This window comes from Halalkalicoccus jeotgali B3, assembly GCF_000196895.1.
GTDB classification, from domain to species: domain Archaea; phylum Halobacteriota; class Halobacteria; order Halobacteriales; family Halalkalicoccaceae; genus Halalkalicoccus; species Halalkalicoccus jeotgali.
In genome coordinates this window covers 1159649-1176658 of the sequence record NC_014297.1, presented here as the reverse complement: position 1 = coordinate 1176658, position 17010 = coordinate 1159649, and the positions used below count along the sequence as shown (strand labels likewise).

Annotated in this window: 15 protein-coding genes and 1 pseudogene; 4 read left to right on the top strand and 12 right to left on the bottom strand. The window is 66.1% G+C overall.

The annotated features are described in order from the left end of the window. Positions 1–55: 55 nt before the first annotated feature. On the top strand, positions 56–1114 hold the full coding sequence (gene carA, locus HACJB3_RS06040; protein WP_008414851.1) for a glutamine-hydrolyzing carbamoyl-phosphate synthase small subunit: 1059 nt from the start codon (positions 56–58) through the stop codon (positions 1112–1114). On the opposite strand, the gene HACJB3_RS06035 is transcribed toward carA, so the two are convergent. From HACJB3_RS06035 to HACJB3_RS05985, 11 genes are all read right to left on the bottom strand, one after another. Further along, entirely contained in the window at positions 1111–1929 is an 819-nt protein-coding gene (locus HACJB3_RS06035; RefSeq protein WP_008414850.1) for a glycerophosphodiester phosphodiesterase, read from the bottom strand. The two genes, carA and HACJB3_RS06035, sit on opposite strands and share 4 nt — an antisense overlap. 69 nt (positions 1930–1998) lie before the next feature. Beyond that, complete coding sequence (locus HACJB3_RS06030) at positions 1999–2700, bottom strand: SDR family oxidoreductase (protein WP_008414848.1); 702 nt, start codon at positions 2698–2700, stop codon at positions 1999–2001. Between the two features lie 43 nt (positions 2701–2743). Beyond that, a complete protein-coding gene (gene carB / locus HACJB3_RS06025) occupies positions 2744–5881 on the bottom strand; it encodes a carbamoyl-phosphate synthase large subunit (RefSeq protein WP_008414846.1) in 3138 nt (1045 codons plus the stop codon). A 79-nt stretch (positions 5882–5960) separates the two neighbouring features. Then, a complete protein-coding gene (locus HACJB3_RS06020; protein WP_008414844.1) occupies positions 5961–7196 on the bottom strand; it encodes a molybdopterin-dependent oxidoreductase in 1236 nt (411 codons plus the stop codon). A gap of 195 nt (positions 7197–7391) precedes the next feature. Next, on the bottom strand, positions 7392–8219 hold the full coding sequence (locus HACJB3_RS06015; protein ID WP_008414843.1) for a hypothetical protein: 828 nt from the start codon (positions 8217–8219) through the stop codon (positions 7392–7394). Positions 8220–8430: 211 nt separating this feature from the next. Continuing rightward, positions 8431–8958 carry a DUF5815 family protein gene (locus HACJB3_RS06010; protein WP_008414841.1) on the bottom strand — a complete coding sequence of 176 codons (528 nt, stop codon included), beginning with the start codon at positions 8956–8958 and terminating at the stop codon, positions 8431–8433. Between the two features lie 41 nt (positions 8959–8999). Continuing rightward, positions 9000–9821: a hypothetical protein gene (locus HACJB3_RS06005; protein ID WP_008414840.1), complete on the bottom strand. Its 822-nt coding sequence runs from the start codon at positions 9819–9821 to the stop codon at positions 9000–9002. A gap of 39 nt (positions 9822–9860) precedes the next feature. After that, positions 9861–10268, bottom strand: a complete 408-nt coding sequence (locus tag HACJB3_RS06000; RefSeq protein WP_008414839.1) for a DUF7124 domain-containing protein — start codon at positions 10266–10268, stop codon at positions 9861–9863. A gap of 40 nt (positions 10269–10308) precedes the next feature. Beyond that, complete coding sequence (locus tag HACJB3_RS05995; protein WP_013199426.1) at positions 10309–11154, bottom strand: aldo/keto reductase; 846 nt, start codon at positions 11152–11154, stop codon at positions 10309–10311. A 51-nt stretch (positions 11155–11205) separates the two neighbouring features. Next, a complete protein-coding gene (locus tag HACJB3_RS05990; RefSeq protein ID WP_238532841.1) occupies positions 11206–11718 on the bottom strand; it encodes a monooxygenase family protein in 513 nt (170 codons plus the stop codon). 113 nt (positions 11719–11831) lie between these two features. Next, positions 11832–13067 carry an NAD(P)/FAD-dependent oxidoreductase gene (locus tag HACJB3_RS05985; RefSeq protein WP_008414837.1) on the bottom strand — a complete coding sequence of 412 codons (1236 nt, stop codon included), beginning with the start codon at positions 13065–13067 and terminating at the stop codon, positions 11832–11834. A gap of 93 nt (positions 13068–13160) precedes the next feature. Between HACJB3_RS05985 and HACJB3_RS05980 the strand changes: the two genes are divergently transcribed. Then, positions 13161–13751 carry a DUF6149 family protein gene (locus tag HACJB3_RS05980; RefSeq protein WP_008414836.1) on the top strand — a complete coding sequence of 197 codons (591 nt, stop codon included), beginning with the start codon at positions 13161–13163 and terminating at the stop codon, positions 13749–13751. Positions 13752–13796: 45 nt separating this feature from the next. Further along, complete coding sequence (locus HACJB3_RS05975; RefSeq protein ID WP_008414835.1) at positions 13797–14672, top strand: homoserine kinase; 876 nt, start codon at positions 13797–13799, stop codon at positions 14670–14672. Positions 14673–14676: 4 nt separating this feature from the next. Here HACJB3_RS05975 and HACJB3_RS18730 read toward each other — a convergent pair. Then, positions 14677–15647: pseudogene (locus tag HACJB3_RS18730) on the bottom strand (Gfo/Idh/MocA family protein). A 135-nt stretch (positions 15648–15782) separates the two neighbouring features. Here HACJB3_RS18730 and HACJB3_RS05960 point away from each other — a divergent pair. Beyond that, positions 15783–16994 carry a putative manganese transporter gene (locus HACJB3_RS05960; RefSeq protein ID WP_008414831.1) on the top strand — a complete coding sequence of 404 codons (1212 nt, stop codon included), beginning with the start codon at positions 15783–15785 and terminating at the stop codon, positions 16992–16994. Positions 16995–17010: the final 16 nt, after the last annotated feature.

The window sequence follows — 17010 nt, the reverse complement described above, 5'->3', positions numbered from 1 at the left end:
GTAACTTCGCTTCGAAAGCAAGGTTTATACTCGGCGTGTTCATACGCTTCTCGTAATGTCGGATGCCTACCTGGCACTGGAAGGGGGTCGTGTTCTCGAAGCGCGCGGGCGTGCGCCCGGGACGGCCCGAGGGGAGCTGGTCTTTACGACCGCGTACACGGGCTACGAGGAGAGCCTGACCGATCCCTCCTACGAGGAGCAGGTGTTGACCTTCTCGTATCCCCTGATCGGGAACTACGGCGTCCGAGACGAGCGATTCGAGTCCGACCGGATCCACCCGACCGCGGCCGTCGCCCTCGAACTAACCGACGACGTCGCCGAGTGGCTCGCCGAGGAGGGGATCCCCGCGATCGACCACCTCGATACGCGCGATCTCGTCACCGAGATCCGCGACGAGGGGGCGATGCGCTGTGGGATCGCCGCCGGGCCCGAGGCCACTCCCGAGGACGCGCTCGCGGAGCTCGAAGCGTGCAAAGGGATGAGCGAGCACGTCGATATCGGCGCACAGGTCAGCGTCGCCGAGCGCTACACCGTCGAAGGCGGCGGCGAATACGACGTCGCGCTGGTCGACTGTGGCGCGAAGGGCTCGATCACCTCCTCGCTGACCGACCGCGGCGCGGACGTCCACGTCCTGCCCTACGATACGACGCCCGCGGAGATCACCGAACTCGACCCGGACGTCCTCTTCATCTCGAACGGGCCGGGCGACCCCGCGAACTTCGAGGCCGCCCGGGGACTCGTCGAGGAGTTCGTCGGCGAGATCCCCATCGCGGGGATCTGTCTCGGCCAGCAGGTCGTCGCCCGGGCATTGGGCGGCGACACCGAGAAGATGACCTTCGGGCATCGGGGCGTCAACCAGCCCGTCCGGGACCTGCGCACCGGCAAGGTCGTCATGACGACCCAGAACCACGGCTACACGGTTTCGGAACCGGGCGAACTCGAGGTCACGCAGGTGAACGTCAACGACGACACACCCGAAGGCCTCGACAGCGAGGACCTCGGCGTACTCACCCGTCAGTACCACCCCGAAGCCAACCCCGGTCCCCACGACTCGCTCGATTTCTTCGATAACGTCCTCGAACTGGCCGACCGACGGGTCGCAACCGCCGACTAGGGCGGGAGCACCCGCCGGGGCCGCAGCACGTCGTCGTAGTCAGTGATGACGCCGTCGACCCCGCGAGCCGAAAGAAGCGCGCCCTCGTAGCGGGTGACCGGCGACCAGACGTTGACCGCCATGCCCGACTCGTGTGCCCGATCGACGAGGGCCGCTCCGCCGCCCACGTCGGTCAGCAGGTGGGCGGCGGGGTGGATCGCTTCACAGCCATACCGGCGAGCGACCGCCAGCCCGCCCGCGGCGTCCTCGCAGAACAGGACGGCAGTCGGGACGTCCGCCGTCTCCTCGACGGCAGCCAGCGCGTCCTCCCAGAACGTCGAGACGAGGATGCGACGGTCGGCCCCCGCGAGGGTGTCGAGTGCCGACGCGACCCAGTCCCACGTCTCGGAGCGCCCGTCGGGACCCGAAAGAGCGCCGAACCGGCCCTTGAGGTCGAGGACGACGCCGACGTCGGGCCCGACGGCCTCGAGCGCCCTGTCGAGACGGGGGATCGAGGCGCCGCTTTCGAGCACTTCCGTCCGGAAGACCACCTCGCTCGGTGTCTCGGCGACGAGGCCGCGCCGGTCGGTGAGGCGATCGAGCCGGTGGTCGTGAAAGACGGCCGGATCGCCGTCGGCGGTCGGGCGACAGTCGATCTCGATCCAGTCGGCCGTCCGGGAGGCCGCCCGGATCGCACCCACCGTGTTCTCGGGGTACTGTCCCGCGAACCCGCGGTGTGCGATCAGCGCGGGCGTCCCCTCGGGGATCGGAGGAGGTGCGCTCGCCACGTCGGGCCCGACGGCCCACATCGCCTCGACGTCCGTATCGGGAATCATTGGCGTCCTATCCGGTGGAATGCGTTAAATATTTTCGTGACAAATCTACGTGCGGTCGGTCCGTCCGACTCAGGCCACGCTCGGCTCGACCCACGTCATCGGGACGACGTTTTTCGGCGACCCCCGGAGTCCCTCGTGGCTCACGACCTCGAAGGTGCGGTTTTCGGCCTCGGGGGTAAACGGCGCGGCGACCATCAGACGGGCGACGTCGGCCCGTGAGATACGGCCCGAAACAGAATCGCCGCCCTCGCCGACGACGACTTCACCCGAGGGCGGCCCGGTCGTCAGCCCGCCGGGCCGGAGGATCGTATACGTCAGCCCCGACTCGCGGAGGTGGGTCTCGGAGTCGTCTTTCGCCCGGAGGATCGGCCCGATGAGGACGCGCGCGGGCAGGGGTAGGCCCGCTTTCGCGTCGCCGACCCCCAGTGAGGACTCGAAGACGAACCGTTCGACGCCCGCTTCGCTCGCGGCGTCGGCGAGGTTGATCACACCCTGTCCGTCGACGAACCCGCCGGTCAGGGCGTCGAGTCCCGGTTTCGTTCCCACGGCACAGAGAACGGTGTCGACCCCCGAGACCGCCCGGTCGGCGTCGGCCTGTTCGAGGAGGTCCCCGACGATCACCTCGTCGGCTCCCAGCCGCGTGAGGCGGCCGACGTTCGCGGGGTCGCGCGTCATCGCGCGCACGTGGAGGTCGGTGTTCCGAAGGAGGTGCAGGATCTCGCGACCCGTCTTCCCGCTCGCGCCCGCCACCAGAACGGTCTCGATAGCCATAGTTGACCTACCGGCGCGAGCCGGTTGAAGGTTTACCCGGCAGTCATCGCCCCCACTCGGCCTCGCGGACGGGCCGGTCCGAAACCGCCCGGACATCGAGGGGGTCGTCGCGCGCGCGCAGCGCCTCGAGGGCCGCCTGCACGCTCGGCGCGGTCGAGTAGTAGGTGACGTCCTCCTCGACGGCGGTCTGGAGTGACTCGCGATCGCGCGTGATCACCAGATCGACCTTGCCCTCGCGGATCGCTTCGGGCACGTCCTCGAACTCCCTGATCTCGTAGAACTCGTCGAAGCCGTCGACGTCCAGATCGATCACGGCAGTGCCCCCGCGCGGGAGGACGGCGCCGGCGGCCTGCTGGGCCTTCCAGTAGGCCTTGCCGAACGAATCGGCGGTGCCCATGACTTCCCCGGTGGACTTCATCTCGGGGCCGAGGCGCGGGTCGGATCCGGGCAGGCGGTCGAAGGGCAGGACGACCTCCTTGACGCTGGTCTGTTCGGGGATCCCCTCGCTCGCATCCAGGTCGTCGAGGCTTGCGCCGGCCATCACGCGGGCGGCGAGCTTCGCAATCGGGACGCCGGTGGCCTTCGAGACGAACGGCACCGTCCGGGACGACCGGGGGTTCGCCTCCAAGACGTAGACTTCGCCCTCGTAGACGGCCAGTTGGACGTTGAGCAGGCCCACGGTGTCGAGCGCGCGGGCGATTTGCTCGACCACCTCGCGGATGCGCCCCATCGCGTCGGCCTCGAGCCAGCGCGGCGGGATCATACACGCAGAGTCCCCCGAGTGGACCCCGGCGCTCTCGACGTGTTCCATGATCCCGCCGATCAGCACGCGCTCGCCGTCGGAAACGGCGTCGACGTCGAGTTCGACGCCGCCTTCGAGGAACTTATCGACGAGGATCGGTTTGTCGGGGGCGACACGCACTGCTTCTTCGATGTACTCCTCGAGCTCCGAATCGGAATGGACGACCTCCATCGCCCGCCCGCCCAGCACGTAGGAAGGGCGAACGAGCACGGGATAGCCGATCTCGTGGGCGAGATCGAGCGCCTCGGCCTCGCTGGTCGCGGTGCCGCCCTCGGGTTGGGCGATGCCCAGTTCGTCCATGAGTCCGTTGAACCGGTCGCGGTCCTCCGCTAAGTCCATCGCGTCGACAGCCGTACCCATGATCTCACAGTCCAGTCCACGACGCTCGATCTCCTGCTCCAGCGGTTCGCCGATGTCGACGGAGGTCTGGCCGCCGAACTGGATCATCGCGCCGTCGGCACCCGTGGCCTCGATCACGTCCGCGACCTCCTCTGCGGTGATGGGTTCGAAAAAGAGCCCGTCGGAGGTGTCGTAGTCCGTCGAAACGGTTTCGGGGTTGTTGTTGACGACGTGGGCCTCGATACCGTTCTCGCGGAGTGCCTGGACGGCGTGGACCGTACAGTAGTCGAACTCGACGCCCTGGCCGATGCGGATCGGGCCCCCGCCGACGATCACGACGCTCTCGGCGTCGGTATCGACCTGTACCTCGTCGCGGCCCAGCCGGTCGCCGCGGGCGCGTGCGGAGTAGTAATACGGCGTCGAGGCAGCAAACTCCCCGGCGCAGGTATCGACCTGCTTGAAGTCGCGCTCGGGCGCGCTCGCCTCGACGGCGTCGATCGCGCCGCCGTCGGCCTGCGGGATCGTCGAGGCCTCGCTGGCGTCGATCCCCGCCGCGACCTGTGCGTTCGTAAAGCCGATCTCGGCCGCCTCCCCGAACTCGCCGTTCTGTGCGGCGTCGGCCGCGCTGGCGATGGTCTCGTAGCGCTCGACGTACCACTCGTAGATCCCGGTCAACTCACAGATCTCCTCGACCGAATAGCCCCGCGAGAAGGCCTCGAACATCCCGTAGGGGCGATCCGGTGAGGGCGTCTCGAGGTACCCCTCCTCGAGGTCCTCGTCCGAGAGGGTCCCCCAGTCGACGTCGGGGACGTACTCCGTCGAGCGAAGCGCCTTCAACAGTGACTCCTCGAAGGTCCGCCCGATCGACATCGCTTCTCCCGTACTCTTCATCGCGGTACCGAGTTTGAACTCGACCTCGTCGAACTTGTCCTTGGGCCAGCGCGGGACTTTGGTTACGACGTAGTCGATCGCCGGCTCGAAGGCGGCGGTCGTCTCGCCGGTGATCTCGTTTTCGATCTCGTGGAGACGCTTTCCGAGCGCGACCTTCGCCGTTACGCGGGCGATGGGATACCCCGTCGCTTTCGAGGCCAGCGCCGAGGAGCGAGACACCCGCGGGTTGACCTCCACGACCCTGTACTCGCCACCGGGCGTGCCGTCGTCGTGCCAGGCGAACTGGATGTTACACCCGCCTTGGATCCCCAGGTCGCGAATGACTTCCAGCGCCGCCGAGCGCATCTCCTGGTGGCCCTCGTCGGGGATCACCTGCGAAGGGGTGACGACGGTCGATTCGCCGGTGTGAATGCCCATCGGGTCGATGTTCTCCATGTTGCAGATGATGATACACGAGTCGTCGGCGTCGCGCATCACCTCGTATTCGAGTTCGACCCAGCCCGAGATGGATTCCGTGATCAGTACCTCCCCGTTCCGGGAGAGGCGAAGTCCCCTGCGGACCGACTCCTTGAGTTCGTCCATCTCCTCGACGACGCCCGACCCCGACCCGCCGAGGGTGTAGGTCGTGCGCATGATTACCGGCAGGCCGCCGACGGCCTCGACGGCGTCCTCGACCTCGCCGACGGACTCGATGGTGCGCGAGCGGGGCATCGGCTGTCCGATCTCCTCCATGCGCTCGCGGAACTGATCGCGGTCCTCGGTCGCGTAGATGGTCTCGAGGGGCGTGCCCATGATCTCGACGTCGAACTCCTCGAGGACGCCCTCCTCTGCGAGTTCGGCGGTGACGTTCAGCCCCGTCTGGCCGCCCAGACCGGCAATGACGCCGTCGGGGCGTTCCTTTTCGATGATCTCCGCGATGGCCTCGGTCGTGATCGGCTCGATGTAGACCTTATCGGCCATCTCGGGATCGGTCATGATCGTCGCGGGATTTGAGTTGACGAGGACGACTCGGACCCCCTCCTCTTGAAGCGCTCGGCAGGCTTGGGCGCCGGAGTAGTCGAACTCGGCGGCCTGCCCGATCTGGATCGGGCCGCTTCCGATGAGAAGGATCGTCCGTTGCTCCCCGTCGACCGTGTCCTCGTCGGTCATCACCCGGACCCAGTTCGCACATCGTAATAAGAGGAACGATACGTTGTGAAAAGCGAAGCCGCGTTTCGAGATTCGAAGACTACCTCTCGGGTTCGACCTCGACCTCGAACGCGTTCGGCAGATAGGCGTTCGCGGCGTACCCGCCCTCGTTCCACGGGTATCGGCCGGAATCGAGCGCTCCGAACCCCTCCTCGGGGGTGCCGATCGTCGCCGGTTGGGTCCGGCCCCGGTCGTCGCTCGCCCGCGAGACAAGCGTGTGTGTTCCGGGCGTCGCGTCCCACGTGGTCCGAAAGAGCCGCCACGCGCCCGCGTAGTCGGGGCCGAACCGTTCTGCCTCGCTCCAGTGTTCGCCGCCATCCGTCGAGACCTCGACGCGCTCGACCGTATCGTCGCCCGCCCACGCGACGCCACAGACGTCGACTTCTCCGGCGCGGACCGGTTCCTCGCCGTCGGGTGCGCCGATCACCGACATCACGTTCTCGTCGAAGGTGTAGGGATGGTCGATCTCGTCGGACTCGAACTGGTCCCACGTGTCGAACGTTTCGATGGTTTCCATCGGCTCAGGGGTCTCACCCGCGGGATGGATCCGGTACTCGTCCTGTTGCCACTCGGCGTGGCGCCCGGGTCGGTCGAGCGAGCCCTCCGTGACCATCGAGTCCATGAGTCGGAGTTCGTCGAGCCACTTCACGCTGTTGACGCCGTACCAGCCCGGAACGAGCAATCGTACTGGGTAGCCGTGTTCGGCGGGGATCGGCCGGCCGTTGACGCCGACGGCCAGGATGCAGTCGTCGGTCGCCTTCTCGACTGGGATCGACCGGGCGAAGACCCCCTCCTCGCCGGGGTCGCCGCCGATGGCGGTCAGCCATCCCGATTCGGGGAGTTCCTCCGAAAACGCTCGGAGAACGGAACTGAGGGGAACGCCGGTCCAGACGGCGGTGGCGGCGGCCTCGAAACCCCACTGGACGCTCGCGGTCTCGGGGTCGTGCTGGCCGCGGCCGTTGCCCGCACACTCCATGGTGTGCGCGACCGCGACTGTCGGGAATCGCTCGGTGAGGTCGGCCACGGAGGCCTCGCCGTCGAGACCGCCGGAAAAGGTGATCGTCCAGGAGTCGTCCGCGATCTCGGGGATTGCGTTGCGGTGACAGACGAAGTGCTCCTCGATGGGCGTCAGCCAGTTCGCGTAGGTTCCTCGGCCCGCGGCCCCGACGACGGTGTAGCGGTCGGCCTCGTCGCGGACCTCGCGGACGCCCGGCTTGCGTTCGAGGATCGCCTCGATCTCCTCGCGGCGCTCCCGCGAGCGGTCGGTAGTTGCCATACCGCATCCTGAACGCTCATACACAAACCTATTTGCATGGTTGTACACGAACGGGACGGTTCCTCTTCCAACAGGGGCGGGGACCAGTAGGCGGGCCAGCAAGGTCGGCTGGAAAGCCGTACGACGGCGATCACCAGGGGGAGCGAAGGGGAGAAACAGTCAGCACTGAAACGACGCCAGTAGCGTACAGCCGGACTAAAGGGGGAGTTCGGGGAGCACCCACACGTAGAAGAAGGCCGCCGAGGCGATGAGCGAGCCAAAGGCATACACACCGGACGTGGTCATCTGCGCTCGCAGATTACTTTCTAGCGATTCGATTCCAGTATCGGCTATCGCCATCGGCACGCTATCGGATCCGGATAGTACGACTTCGCCCTGCTCGATGGCGACCTGACCATGGACCGTCAGCGATTTCGCTTCGGGCGCCATCGCGACTTCGATCCGATAGTTCTGTCGTGAACGTTCCAGATGCTGATAACTGTTCGGGGGCCAGGACACCGTTTTCATAGCATCGACGGTATCGCGGAACCGGTCGAAGTAGACGTATCGTGATACGACACCCGTCTTGGCCGCAAGCGAATCCCTGAACGACTCACTCTTCAAATCGGATGGTGTAAGCGAGTCAATACCCGTATCTCCATGTTGTTTGACAAGCCAGTCCGTATCGACGCGGATCTGGCCGCCGCCGGTATCTAGCTTGAACACGCCAGATTCCAAACCGGATTCAACCATATCCCATCCATCGGATCGGTTCTTTCGCTTGCGGACGCGCCAGAGCAAGAGTGCGGCCGGTACCGACTCAAGAGTTGTTTCTCCCGGGTAGGTTTCGTTTGCAGCCTGCTCGATAACGATATCCCCTTCGACAGTCGCTTTGCGCCCGTCAACGAGGTCAGATCTATCGCTACCACCACCGTTCGAAACCGATCTGTACAGACGGTAAACAATCGCACCTCGGTAGCCGAACCACACGAAGGCCAGAAGCGATCCGATGCTGAACAAGAGAGCTAGGACTACGTCTTCCATAAATCCATTCTATTAGAATATGTATTAAATACACGGAACGAAACGGACAGAGATCCACGAGAAACGCAAGCCGGGCCAACGAGATCAGATAGGCGCAGACTCAAGACGGGACATGAACGTCTTACAGTGACACCGGTGATACCTGGGCCGTGAACCGGCGGCACGGATCATGCACAGAGTACGAAACGACTGCGAACTACTGTAGAAGTAACTAAGCCGGCCGGTCGAACTCGCTCTCGAACTCGCGGGCCGTTCGATAATCGTCGACGAACGCCTCGACGTCGAACTCGAGCATCTGCTCTTCGAACTCGCTTGTGGCCCCCGAGTCCTCGCTGTGGCTGATCGCGTGTTCCATCAGTTCGACCAGCAACTCGACGACGACGACGTGCAGGCGTCGGGAGTCGAAGTCCGTCAGCCAGAGCATCGAATACCCGACTTGGCCGTTCTCCGAGACGTCCTCGGCGACGACTCCGTCGGGAAACTCCTCGAGGACGACGCCCATGATGTGGGGCGTGCCGAACTCGCCGAACTCGTCTTCGGTTTCGACGGTCTCTCTGAGCACCGCGACGATCGCCTCGGGGACGAACCGCGAGGGTGGGTGGACGTCCATCACGAGGGCGTGGCGCTCCCCGCACGAACAGGCGTACTCGCGCATCCCCATGTCCAGTTGGGCGAGCGAGACCGACTCGCCACAGGGGAGTTCGATCGCCTCGTCACCGGGAACCCGTGGCGTTGCCATCGCTTTTCCTTACCCCGTCGGCCGGTTAAAGGGCGCGTTTTCTACCACTCGACGCCCGGCGGGTCGTCCCATCCGTCGTCCGGCTCGGACCCCCCGGCCTCGGGTTCCGGTTCGACCGGCTCGTGAAACTGGACGAACGCCCGGGCGGAGACGGCAAGCCAGAAGACGTTCGCGACCGCCGCAAAGACGATCGAGATCACCGTTCCCACAACGGGAAGCGCCGAGAGAGCCAGCGCGCCGAGGGTCCCGGCGATCGAGATGGCTGCATAGACGGCGACCGCCCCGACCAGCAAGAGGAGGATCCGGATCCGGTTGCCCCGCGAGAGGCGCCAGCTCTCGGTCATCGCATCGATCGCGTTTCGGTCCTCGATGGCGATCAGCGGCCGGACGAAGTAGAAACAGATCGCGAGGAAGATCCCCGGGAGAACGAGGGCGACGAACCCGATTCCGATGAGCGTCAGGACGACGATCCGGGCGAATACCTCGTTGACCGTCGCGAGCGTCAGTCGCCGCGAGAGCAGATCGTCGGGGATCGCCTCGGTGTGGTCGCTCGCCACGACCCGCACGGCGAGGACGCTCGTCGCTGCCCACGCGAGTAGCCACCCGAGGACCAGGAGGGCGATCACGGACCCAGGCAGATCGACCGCAAGCGGCGTCGCGCCCTCTGGCAGCGGTTGTGGCTGGGGTTGGTCCGTCTGGGCAGCCAAGTCGGCAGTCAGCGCTTCGAGCGCAACCGTCGCGCTGTCGAGGGCGACGTTGCCGACGATCGCGATCAGCGTGAAGGCGCCGACGAACACGAAACCGTTGCGACTCGTGAGTCGGTCTAAGCCTTCCGTCAGCGCACGGACGACGTCGAGTGCCATATCGATCGCTTCCCGGCCTGCGTAGTAAGTCTCCCCGGTTCAGGGCCAGTCGTCCCGTTCGTCCTCGTCGGGCTCCGGTTCGGGGGCGTCGTCTGCCAGCGTCCAGCCCGCCGCCTCGGCGGCGTCCGCCACCGGGAGGTACTCCCAGCCGACCCGCTCTGCGAGTTCGCGGTCCTCCTCGCCCGTGCCGACGAAGACGTGGCGTTCGGTGTCGAACTGCTCGCGAACGCTCTCTAGACTCTCCTCGCGACCGCGCGGGCCCGAGAAGAAGTCCTGGCGGATCCGGTGTTTGCGCGTGAAGTTCGTCACGACGTAGGTCGGCTTCTCGCTGACGACGCCGACGTACTCGGTCCACTGGCGCGCGTCGGTAAAGACCCGGTCGGGTTCGGCCAGTTCCTGGAGCGCCGCCAGATCGAACGCCAGCGTCATGTCCGCATCCCCGTTCATACCCGTATTCGGCCGGGGCGACCGAAAACGGTACCGCTTCCTACTCTAGGCGAGCCATCTCGTCGTCGGTGAGGTCGATCCCCGAGGCCGCGACGTTCTCCTCTAAGTGCTCGACGCTCGAGGTCCCCGGGATCGGAAGGATCACCGGCGAGCGCTGGAGTAGCCACGCCAGCGCGATCTGGGAGTCACTCGCGTCGTGGGCGCCGGCGATCTCCGCGACCGCCTCACCCTTCCCGCCCAAATCGTTGTCGCCCGAGCCGATGGGCGACCACGGGATGAAGCCGATTCCGGCGTCCTCACACGCTTCGAGAACGTCCTCGTCGCTCCGGTCGCCGACGTTGAACTCGTTTTGCACCGTGGCGACCTCGACGATGTCGCGGGCAGTTTCTAACTGCTCGACCGAGACGTTGCTCACGCCGACGTGCTCGATCAGGCCCTCGTCCTTGAACTCGGCCAGTTGGTGGACCGAGTCCTCGAAAGGCACCTCAGGGTCGGGGCGGTGGAACTGATAGAGGTCGATCGACTCGGCGCCGAGGCGATCGAGACTTCCCAGCAGGGCGTTCTGGAGGTACTCGGGATCACCACACGGCGGCCAGTTCCCGTCCAGCGTGCGCCACAGGCCACCCTTCGTGGCGACCGTAACGTCCTCGTCCCCCGAGAGGGTCTCGCCGATCAGGCGCTCGCTGACCGCCGGGCCATACGAGTCGGCCGTATCGACGAAGTCGACGCCGATCTCGCGGGCGTGTTTGAGGACTTCCCGGGCCTCCCCCTCGTCCTCGGGTCGCCCGATGATGTTCTCGCCGGTGAGACGCATCGCGCCGAAGCCGAGCCGGTGGACGGTCAACTCGCCGCCGATGTCGAACGTGTCGCTCTCGTTTGCTACCATCGACTCGGAGAAGGGTGTCGAGGACCTTCGGTGTGTGCCTCGAAGCGGGCCTTACCCGTTATTGGTGTCGTCGGCTGGATGTACGGCTGTTTCCTCGTCGGAGAGGCCGAGTCCTCGGCGATGGGTCGTCATCGGAACGAGCGACCCGTGTTCGCCGAGTCCGATGGGCGGTACGTTGCGGTAGAACGTCTCGAAACTGCCGTCCTTGACGACGTAGAGTTCGGCCCAGAACCCGAGTCCGCCGTCGTTTCCGCCCGCCTCGTTGTACCACCGCCACACCGGGACGTGACGGTCGTCCGGGTCCTGTGCGAACCGTCTGATGTCCTCGAGCGAGCGCCAGTACTGGATGGCGGCGCCGCTTCGCGGGCTCATGTACGCCGGCAGATAACCCAGAAATCCGCTGTCCGGATCCGCCTCCAACCGTTTGAAGATCCTCCCGGCTTGGATGCCGGCGTAGAGATACCTCGGGAGCGCTCGGAGCCTGTTGAGCCGCATCCCGTTGATGTAGACGACGTACTCCCCGTCGATCTCGGCAGCCATCCGTCCCCTGTTGATCGATACCATCCTATTCGGTAGGTGTTTCCCGGATTTCCAGTTAGCGGTCCGAAAGACGGCAAAATCGACGGGGTGTCATCACACCACCCCGAGCGAGGGCGTCGAACCGGTATGCGATACCGTTACTGCGAGACCACGAGTTGGTCGAGGTCGATCTCCTCTTCGAGCAGGACCTCTGTCTGGCCCTCAACGGAGGTCTCCTCGCGCATGAGCTTCTTCAGGCGGGTCTGGGGGGCCAGATCCCCGATCAGCACGCCGCCGACGACCTTGCCGTCCTTGATGGCGATGCGGCGCCACTCGGTGTCGGAGTACTTGCGCTCGATGTGCTGGTCGCCGAGGGTGGGGTGACCAAACGAGAGGAAGGGGAAATCGAAGTGGGTGATGGAGTAGGAGGACACCCAGCGAAACGCCTCGCTTTCCTCGTCGGCGGCCATGTTGACGCCCGCGATCTTGCCCTGCTCCTTTGCCGAGCCCCACGAGCCGTTCTGGGCGTACTCGCCGAGGATCGTGTCGTAAAACCGGGTGAGATCGCCCGCGGCGTAGATGTCGTCGACGTTCGTCTGCATGTACTCGTCGACGACGATCCCTTCGTCCTGTTCGATACCCGATCCCCGCAGGTACTCGGTGTTGAAGTTCAGCCCGATAGCGATCCCGACGAAGTCGGCCTCGTAGCGGTCGCCGTTGGGGTCGACCGCGGCGGTGACGCGTCCCGAGTCGTCCGTCTCGAAGTGGTCGACACCGCTGTCGAAGACCGGCTCAACGCCCTTCTCCCGGAGTCCATCGTGGATGATCTCCGCACCGTCCAGCGAGAGCGCATAGCGCCACCAGCGGTTCCCGCGCATCAGATATTTGCCCGCGACGTCCTGGGCGCCACAGATCGCCGCCAGGTCGATCCCCAGCAGGCCCGCGCCGACGGCGACGCCCGTCTCGGCCTCGCTGGCGTCGGCCTCGATGTTGCGGGCGTCCTGGAACGTCCAGAAGTGGTGGATCCCGTCCGCGTCGGAGTTCTCGACGGGCAGTTGGGTCGGCGTGCCGCCCGTCGCGATCAGCAGTTTGTCGTACTCCAGATCCGCACCTTCGTGGGTGTGGACGACGTGAGCGTCGGGGTCGATGCGGGTGACGTGGGTGTTCAGCGAGAGGGTGATGTCCCGGTCCTCGTACCAGCCCTCGTCGTGGATCGAGATGGGCGCTTCGGGGAGTTTTCCTTTGGCGAACTCCTTGATGAGAATGCGGTTGTACAGCGGTTCACCCTCGTCGGTGATGACCGTGATCTCCGCGTCGGGGTCCTTCTCGCGGAGGGTTTCGGCGGCGGAACTCCCCGAGATCCCATCGCCGATGATCACGTACGACTGGGTCATGGCCGTCGGTTCGACACGAGGGGTAAAGTCGGTTGCTATTCCGAAAGGATCGTCGTCGGGACGTTCAAGGTTTTGGCGTTCTAACCCGCTCGCATGAAGATCCGACAGAACCCGCGCCACTGGGCCGCAAAAAAGGCGCTGTCGACTCCCGGCATCAGCACCGTCACGAACTACGGACTCGTGAAGATGCACACGCGGATCTTCCTCGGAAAGGCCGAGGAACACAGACAAGAGGAACGTCGCGCACATCTGGACGCCTTCTTCGACGCGACGATGGACACCTACCTGCGCGCGCTCGAAGAGGACTTCGACGAGGCGGGTGCCCGCGAGATCACCCACATCCAGGCCAACTTCGACTTCTTCAATCATGGATGGACCGAGATGATGGAGATCCCCGTCGACGAACTCGAAAAACACTACGAGCGCTACGCGAACTTCTTCGAGCGCTACGATATCACCATCGACGACCCGCTCGGTTCCTTCCGGCCCGCCGACGGGATCCCCGAGGCACCGGCGACCCTCGACAAACTCGACGATCCCGAGCATCCCCACGCCGAGGGCGGCTTTGCGGACGACCTGTACGTCGAAGACGAACACGGCGAGGTCGGCGTCGGCGGTGGCGAGGAACCCGAGGACGTCGACGTCGGGAGCGCACCGGGCGTTCGCGACGAGGGCGACGCGTAAGCGCGGAGACGCTACCTTTTTGCTGGCCCTACAAGAAGGGCGGGTATGGTTACCGTGCGGGCCCCCGCGACGAGCGCGAACCTCGGCAGCGGCTTCGACGTCTTCGGCGCGGCGCTCTCGAAGCCCGCCGACGTCGTTCGGGTCGAACCCGCCGAGGCGACGACGATCGAGATGGCGGGGGCGGGAAGCGAGTTCATTCCCGAGGACCCCGAGAAGAACGTCGCCGGCGCGGTCGCGAAGGCACTCGAATCGCCCGCGACCATCCGGATCGACAAGGGGGTTCGTCCCTCCTCGGGGCTTGGCTCCTCGGCGGCCAGCGCCGCCGCCGTCGCCGTCGGGATCAACGCGGCCTACGATCTGGGCTACTCCCGCGAGGAACTCGTCCCCTACGCCGCCGAGGGCGAGGCGTTGGTCTCGGGGGAGGCCCATGCCGACAACGTCGCGCCCTCGATCATGGGCGGGTTTACGATCGCCACCCCCGAGGGGGTCACGCAGGTCGACGCCTCGATCCCGCTGGTGGTCTGTCTGCCCGAGATCGTGATCTCGACGCGGGACGCCCGCCGGGTGGTACCGCGCTCGGCACAGGTCTCACAGATCGTCGAGTGCGTCGGCCGGGCCGCCACGCTCGTCGCGGGGATGTTCCGTGACGATCCCGACCTCGTCGGACAGGGCATGGAGGACGGGATCGTCACGCCCGCGCGCGCGGACCTCATTGACGGCTACGCCGACGTGCGCGAAGCCGCCCTCGAAGCGGGCGCGACCGGCGTGACCGTCAGCGGCGCGGGCCCGGCGATCATCGCCGCCTGCGAGGAGCGCCGGCGAAAACCCATCGCGAGCGCGATGCTCGATCGGTTCGCCGGGGAGGGAATCGAGGCGCGCGCCTACCAGACGCGGGTCGGACGCGGTGCGGAACTGTTCTGAGAGATCACTCGACGTCGACGACCTCGCCCCGCTCGGCGCTCTCGGCCAGCGCGTCGATGGCCTCCATGTTTTCGATCGCCTCCTCGCCGTCCGTCCGCGGGGACTCGCCCGATTCGACAGCCGAGGCGAAGCCCTCGACTTCGAGGCGGAACTGGTCGATCGGGTCGAAGGTCTCCGTGCCCTCACGGCCGTCGACCCGATAGGTAAGCTCGGTCGGTTCGTCGGTGGGCGCGTCGAAGGCGTCCTCGACCTCGATCCAGCCGTTTTCCCCCTCGACGCGGTATGGACCAGTTGCGAGTCGAACCCACAGGCGACACGGGCCGAAGTGCCCCCGCCGAAGTCGAGAATTCCCGTGAGATCGGTGTCGACGCCGGCGTCCCGCGAATCGTGGGCGGTCGCGAAGGCGGTCTCGGGCTCGCCCAAGAAGTGCCGCGCCACCGAAACCGCATAGCAGCCCACGTCCATCAGGCTCCCGCCGGCCAGTTCCGGCGAGAGGCGCACGTCCTCCGATCCTTCGAGCGGGAACTTGAACGTCGCCGACACCGAGTGAACGCCCTCCAACTCCTCGCGTGCGAGTTCGACGGCGCGCTCCGTGCGGGGGTGATAGCGGTACATGAACCCCTCCATCAGCGTCACGTCCCGTTCGCGACAGTGCTCGACGACCGCCCGGGCCTCCGCGGCGTCCGCTGCGAGCGGTTTCTCGCAGAGCACGTCGAGGCCCGCGTCGGTCGCCCTCCGGGTCCACTCGGCGTGCAACCCGTTGGGCAGCGGGACGTAGATCGCGTCGATCCCATCGTCACTCAACAGCGCCTCGTAGCTCCCGTAGTGGCGGGGAATCGCGTACTCCTCGGCGACGCTTCGCGCGCGATCGCCGTCGCGCGAGGCGATCGCGCCGACCGCGTGATCGCTCGCCTCCACTGCCGGGAGGAACGCCTTCCGCGCGATACCCGCCGTACTCAGCACGCCGAACTCCATATCGAAGGGTCGGGCGGTCGGTATAAAAACCCGGTCGGACGACGATCGCTGCGCAAAACCTATATTGTAGTAGGCTAAAGATAGGATTAGAGATGTCTAATTCATTGGAGCGAGCGCCGGCGGCGCGTGAGCAGTGTGGCTGATCCGGTCGGGATCCTCCTCGGGTCGGTCCGCGACGGGTTCGTCCAGGTGGGCGCGTTCGTCGCGATCACGGTCGTCCTCTTCAGCTACCTGCAGTACCGGACCGGCGGACGGCTGGTCGAGCGCCTCGAACGCAACGAACGCGCCCAGCCCCTGATCGGTGCGTTATTGGGACTGACGCCGGGCTGTGGCGGCGCGATCGTGATGATGCCGCTGTACGTCCGGGGGAGCGTCAGCTTCGGGACCGTCGTCGCGACGCTGATCGCCACCGCCGGCGACTCGGCGTTCGTCCTGCTCGCACTCGCGCCCGAAGCGGCGCTTTATGCGTATGGGATCTCGTTCGGCGCGGCGATCGTCTCGGGATACGCGATCGACCGCTTCGGCCTCGGCGTCGGCCGCGTCGACCGCGCGGTCGCCCGACTCCGTCCGACCGCCACCGACGGCGGTGTCGTGAGTGGGACGGCCGGCGCGAACCCCGCGGCGAACCCGGGCCACGAGTACGACGGCGTCGCGTGCAGCCACGACCACAGTCGGAAACGGGAGCCGGGGTTCATGACGTGGCTGAGCCACGCCGCCCACGTCGCGTGGTGGGCCACCGCGCTCGTGGCGCTTATCGCAGGCACCGTCTACCTGCTGCGGGGCGCGCCCGACGTGGCGATGACCGTCGCGCCCACCTTCGAAGGAGCCTTCACCGTCGCCGGGATCACTGGGTCGATCCTCTCGGTCTACCTCTACGCGGTCGGCCGGCGCTACATCGGCGAGGGCGGGGTCGGGCACGTCCGCGAGTCGTTTCACAGCGCCTACGACACCTTCCAGCACGCGGCGATGGAGACGAGTTTCGTCACCGTCTGGGTGATCGCGGGCTACCTGCTCTACGAGTACGTCGTTCAGTTCGGCAACGTCGATATCGCGGCGTTCGCGGCCGCGGCGGGGCTACTCGCGCCGGTCGGCGGTGCGCTTCTCGGATTGATCCCGGGCTGTGGCCCCCAAATCGTCCTCGCGGGCGTCTACGCCGAGGGCGCGATCCCCTTCTCGGCGCTGACGGCGAACGCGATCAGTCAGGACGGGGACGCGCTCTTTCCCCTGATCGCGATGGACAAGACCGCGGCGATCGTCGCCTCAATCTACACGACGGTTCCGGCACTCGTGGTCGGAATCGCCCTCCACGTCGTCTTCGGGCCGCTGTTCGGCTTCGGCGTGCTCTGAGTTCGAGCCGATCGAA

Excerpts from the sequence above, each read along its gene's own strand:
- HACJB3_RS06030 (WP_008414848.1), bottom strand. The coding sequence starts at position 2,700 with ATGGCTATCGAGACCGTTCTGGTGGCGGGCGCGAGCGGGAAGACGGGT.
- carA (WP_008414851.1), top strand. The coding sequence starts at position 56 with ATGTCGGATGCCTACCTGGCACTGGAAGGGGGTCGTGTTCTCGAAGCG.
- HACJB3_RS05975 (WP_008414835.1), top strand. The coding sequence starts at position 13,797 with ATGGTTACCGTGCGGGCCCCCGCGACGAGCGCGAACCTCGGCAGCGGC.
- HACJB3_RS06035 (WP_008414850.1), bottom strand. The coding sequence starts at position 1,929 with ATGATTCCCGATACGGACGTCGAGGCGATGTGGGCCGTCGGGCCCGAC.
- HACJB3_RS05985 (WP_008414837.1), bottom strand. The coding sequence starts at position 13,067 with ATGACCCAGTCGTACGTGATCATCGGCGATGGGATCTCGGGGAGTTCC.
- HACJB3_RS06010 (WP_008414841.1), bottom strand. The coding sequence starts at position 8,958 with ATGGCAACGCCACGGGTTCCCGGTGACGAGGCGATCGAACTCCCCTGT.
- HACJB3_RS06020 (WP_008414844.1), bottom strand. The coding sequence starts at position 7,196 with ATGGCAACTACCGACCGCTCGCGGGAGCGCCGCGAGGAGATCGAGGCG.
- HACJB3_RS06005 (WP_008414840.1), bottom strand. The coding sequence starts at position 9,821 with ATGGCACTCGACGTCGTCCGTGCGCTGACGGAAGGCTTAGACCGACTC.
- carB (WP_008414846.1), bottom strand. The coding sequence starts at position 5,881 with ATGACCGACGAGGACACGGTCGACGGGGAGCAACGGACGATCCTTCTC.
- HACJB3_RS05990 (WP_238532841.1), bottom strand. The coding sequence starts at position 11,718 with ATGGTATCGATCAACAGGGGACGGATGGCTGCCGAGATCGACGGGGAG.
- HACJB3_RS05980 (WP_008414836.1), top strand. The coding sequence starts at position 13,161 with ATGAAGATCCGACAGAACCCGCGCCACTGGGCCGCAAAAAAGGCGCTG.
- HACJB3_RS06015 (WP_008414843.1), bottom strand. The coding sequence starts at position 8,219 with ATGGAAGACGTAGTCCTAGCTCTCTTGTTCAGCATCGGATCGCTTCTG.
- HACJB3_RS05995 (WP_013199426.1), bottom strand. The coding sequence starts at position 11,154 with ATGGTAGCAAACGAGAGCGACACGTTCGACATCGGCGGCGAGTTGACC.
- HACJB3_RS06000 (WP_008414839.1), bottom strand. The coding sequence starts at position 10,268 with ATGAACGGGGATGCGGACATGACGCTGGCGTTCGATCTGGCGGCGCTC.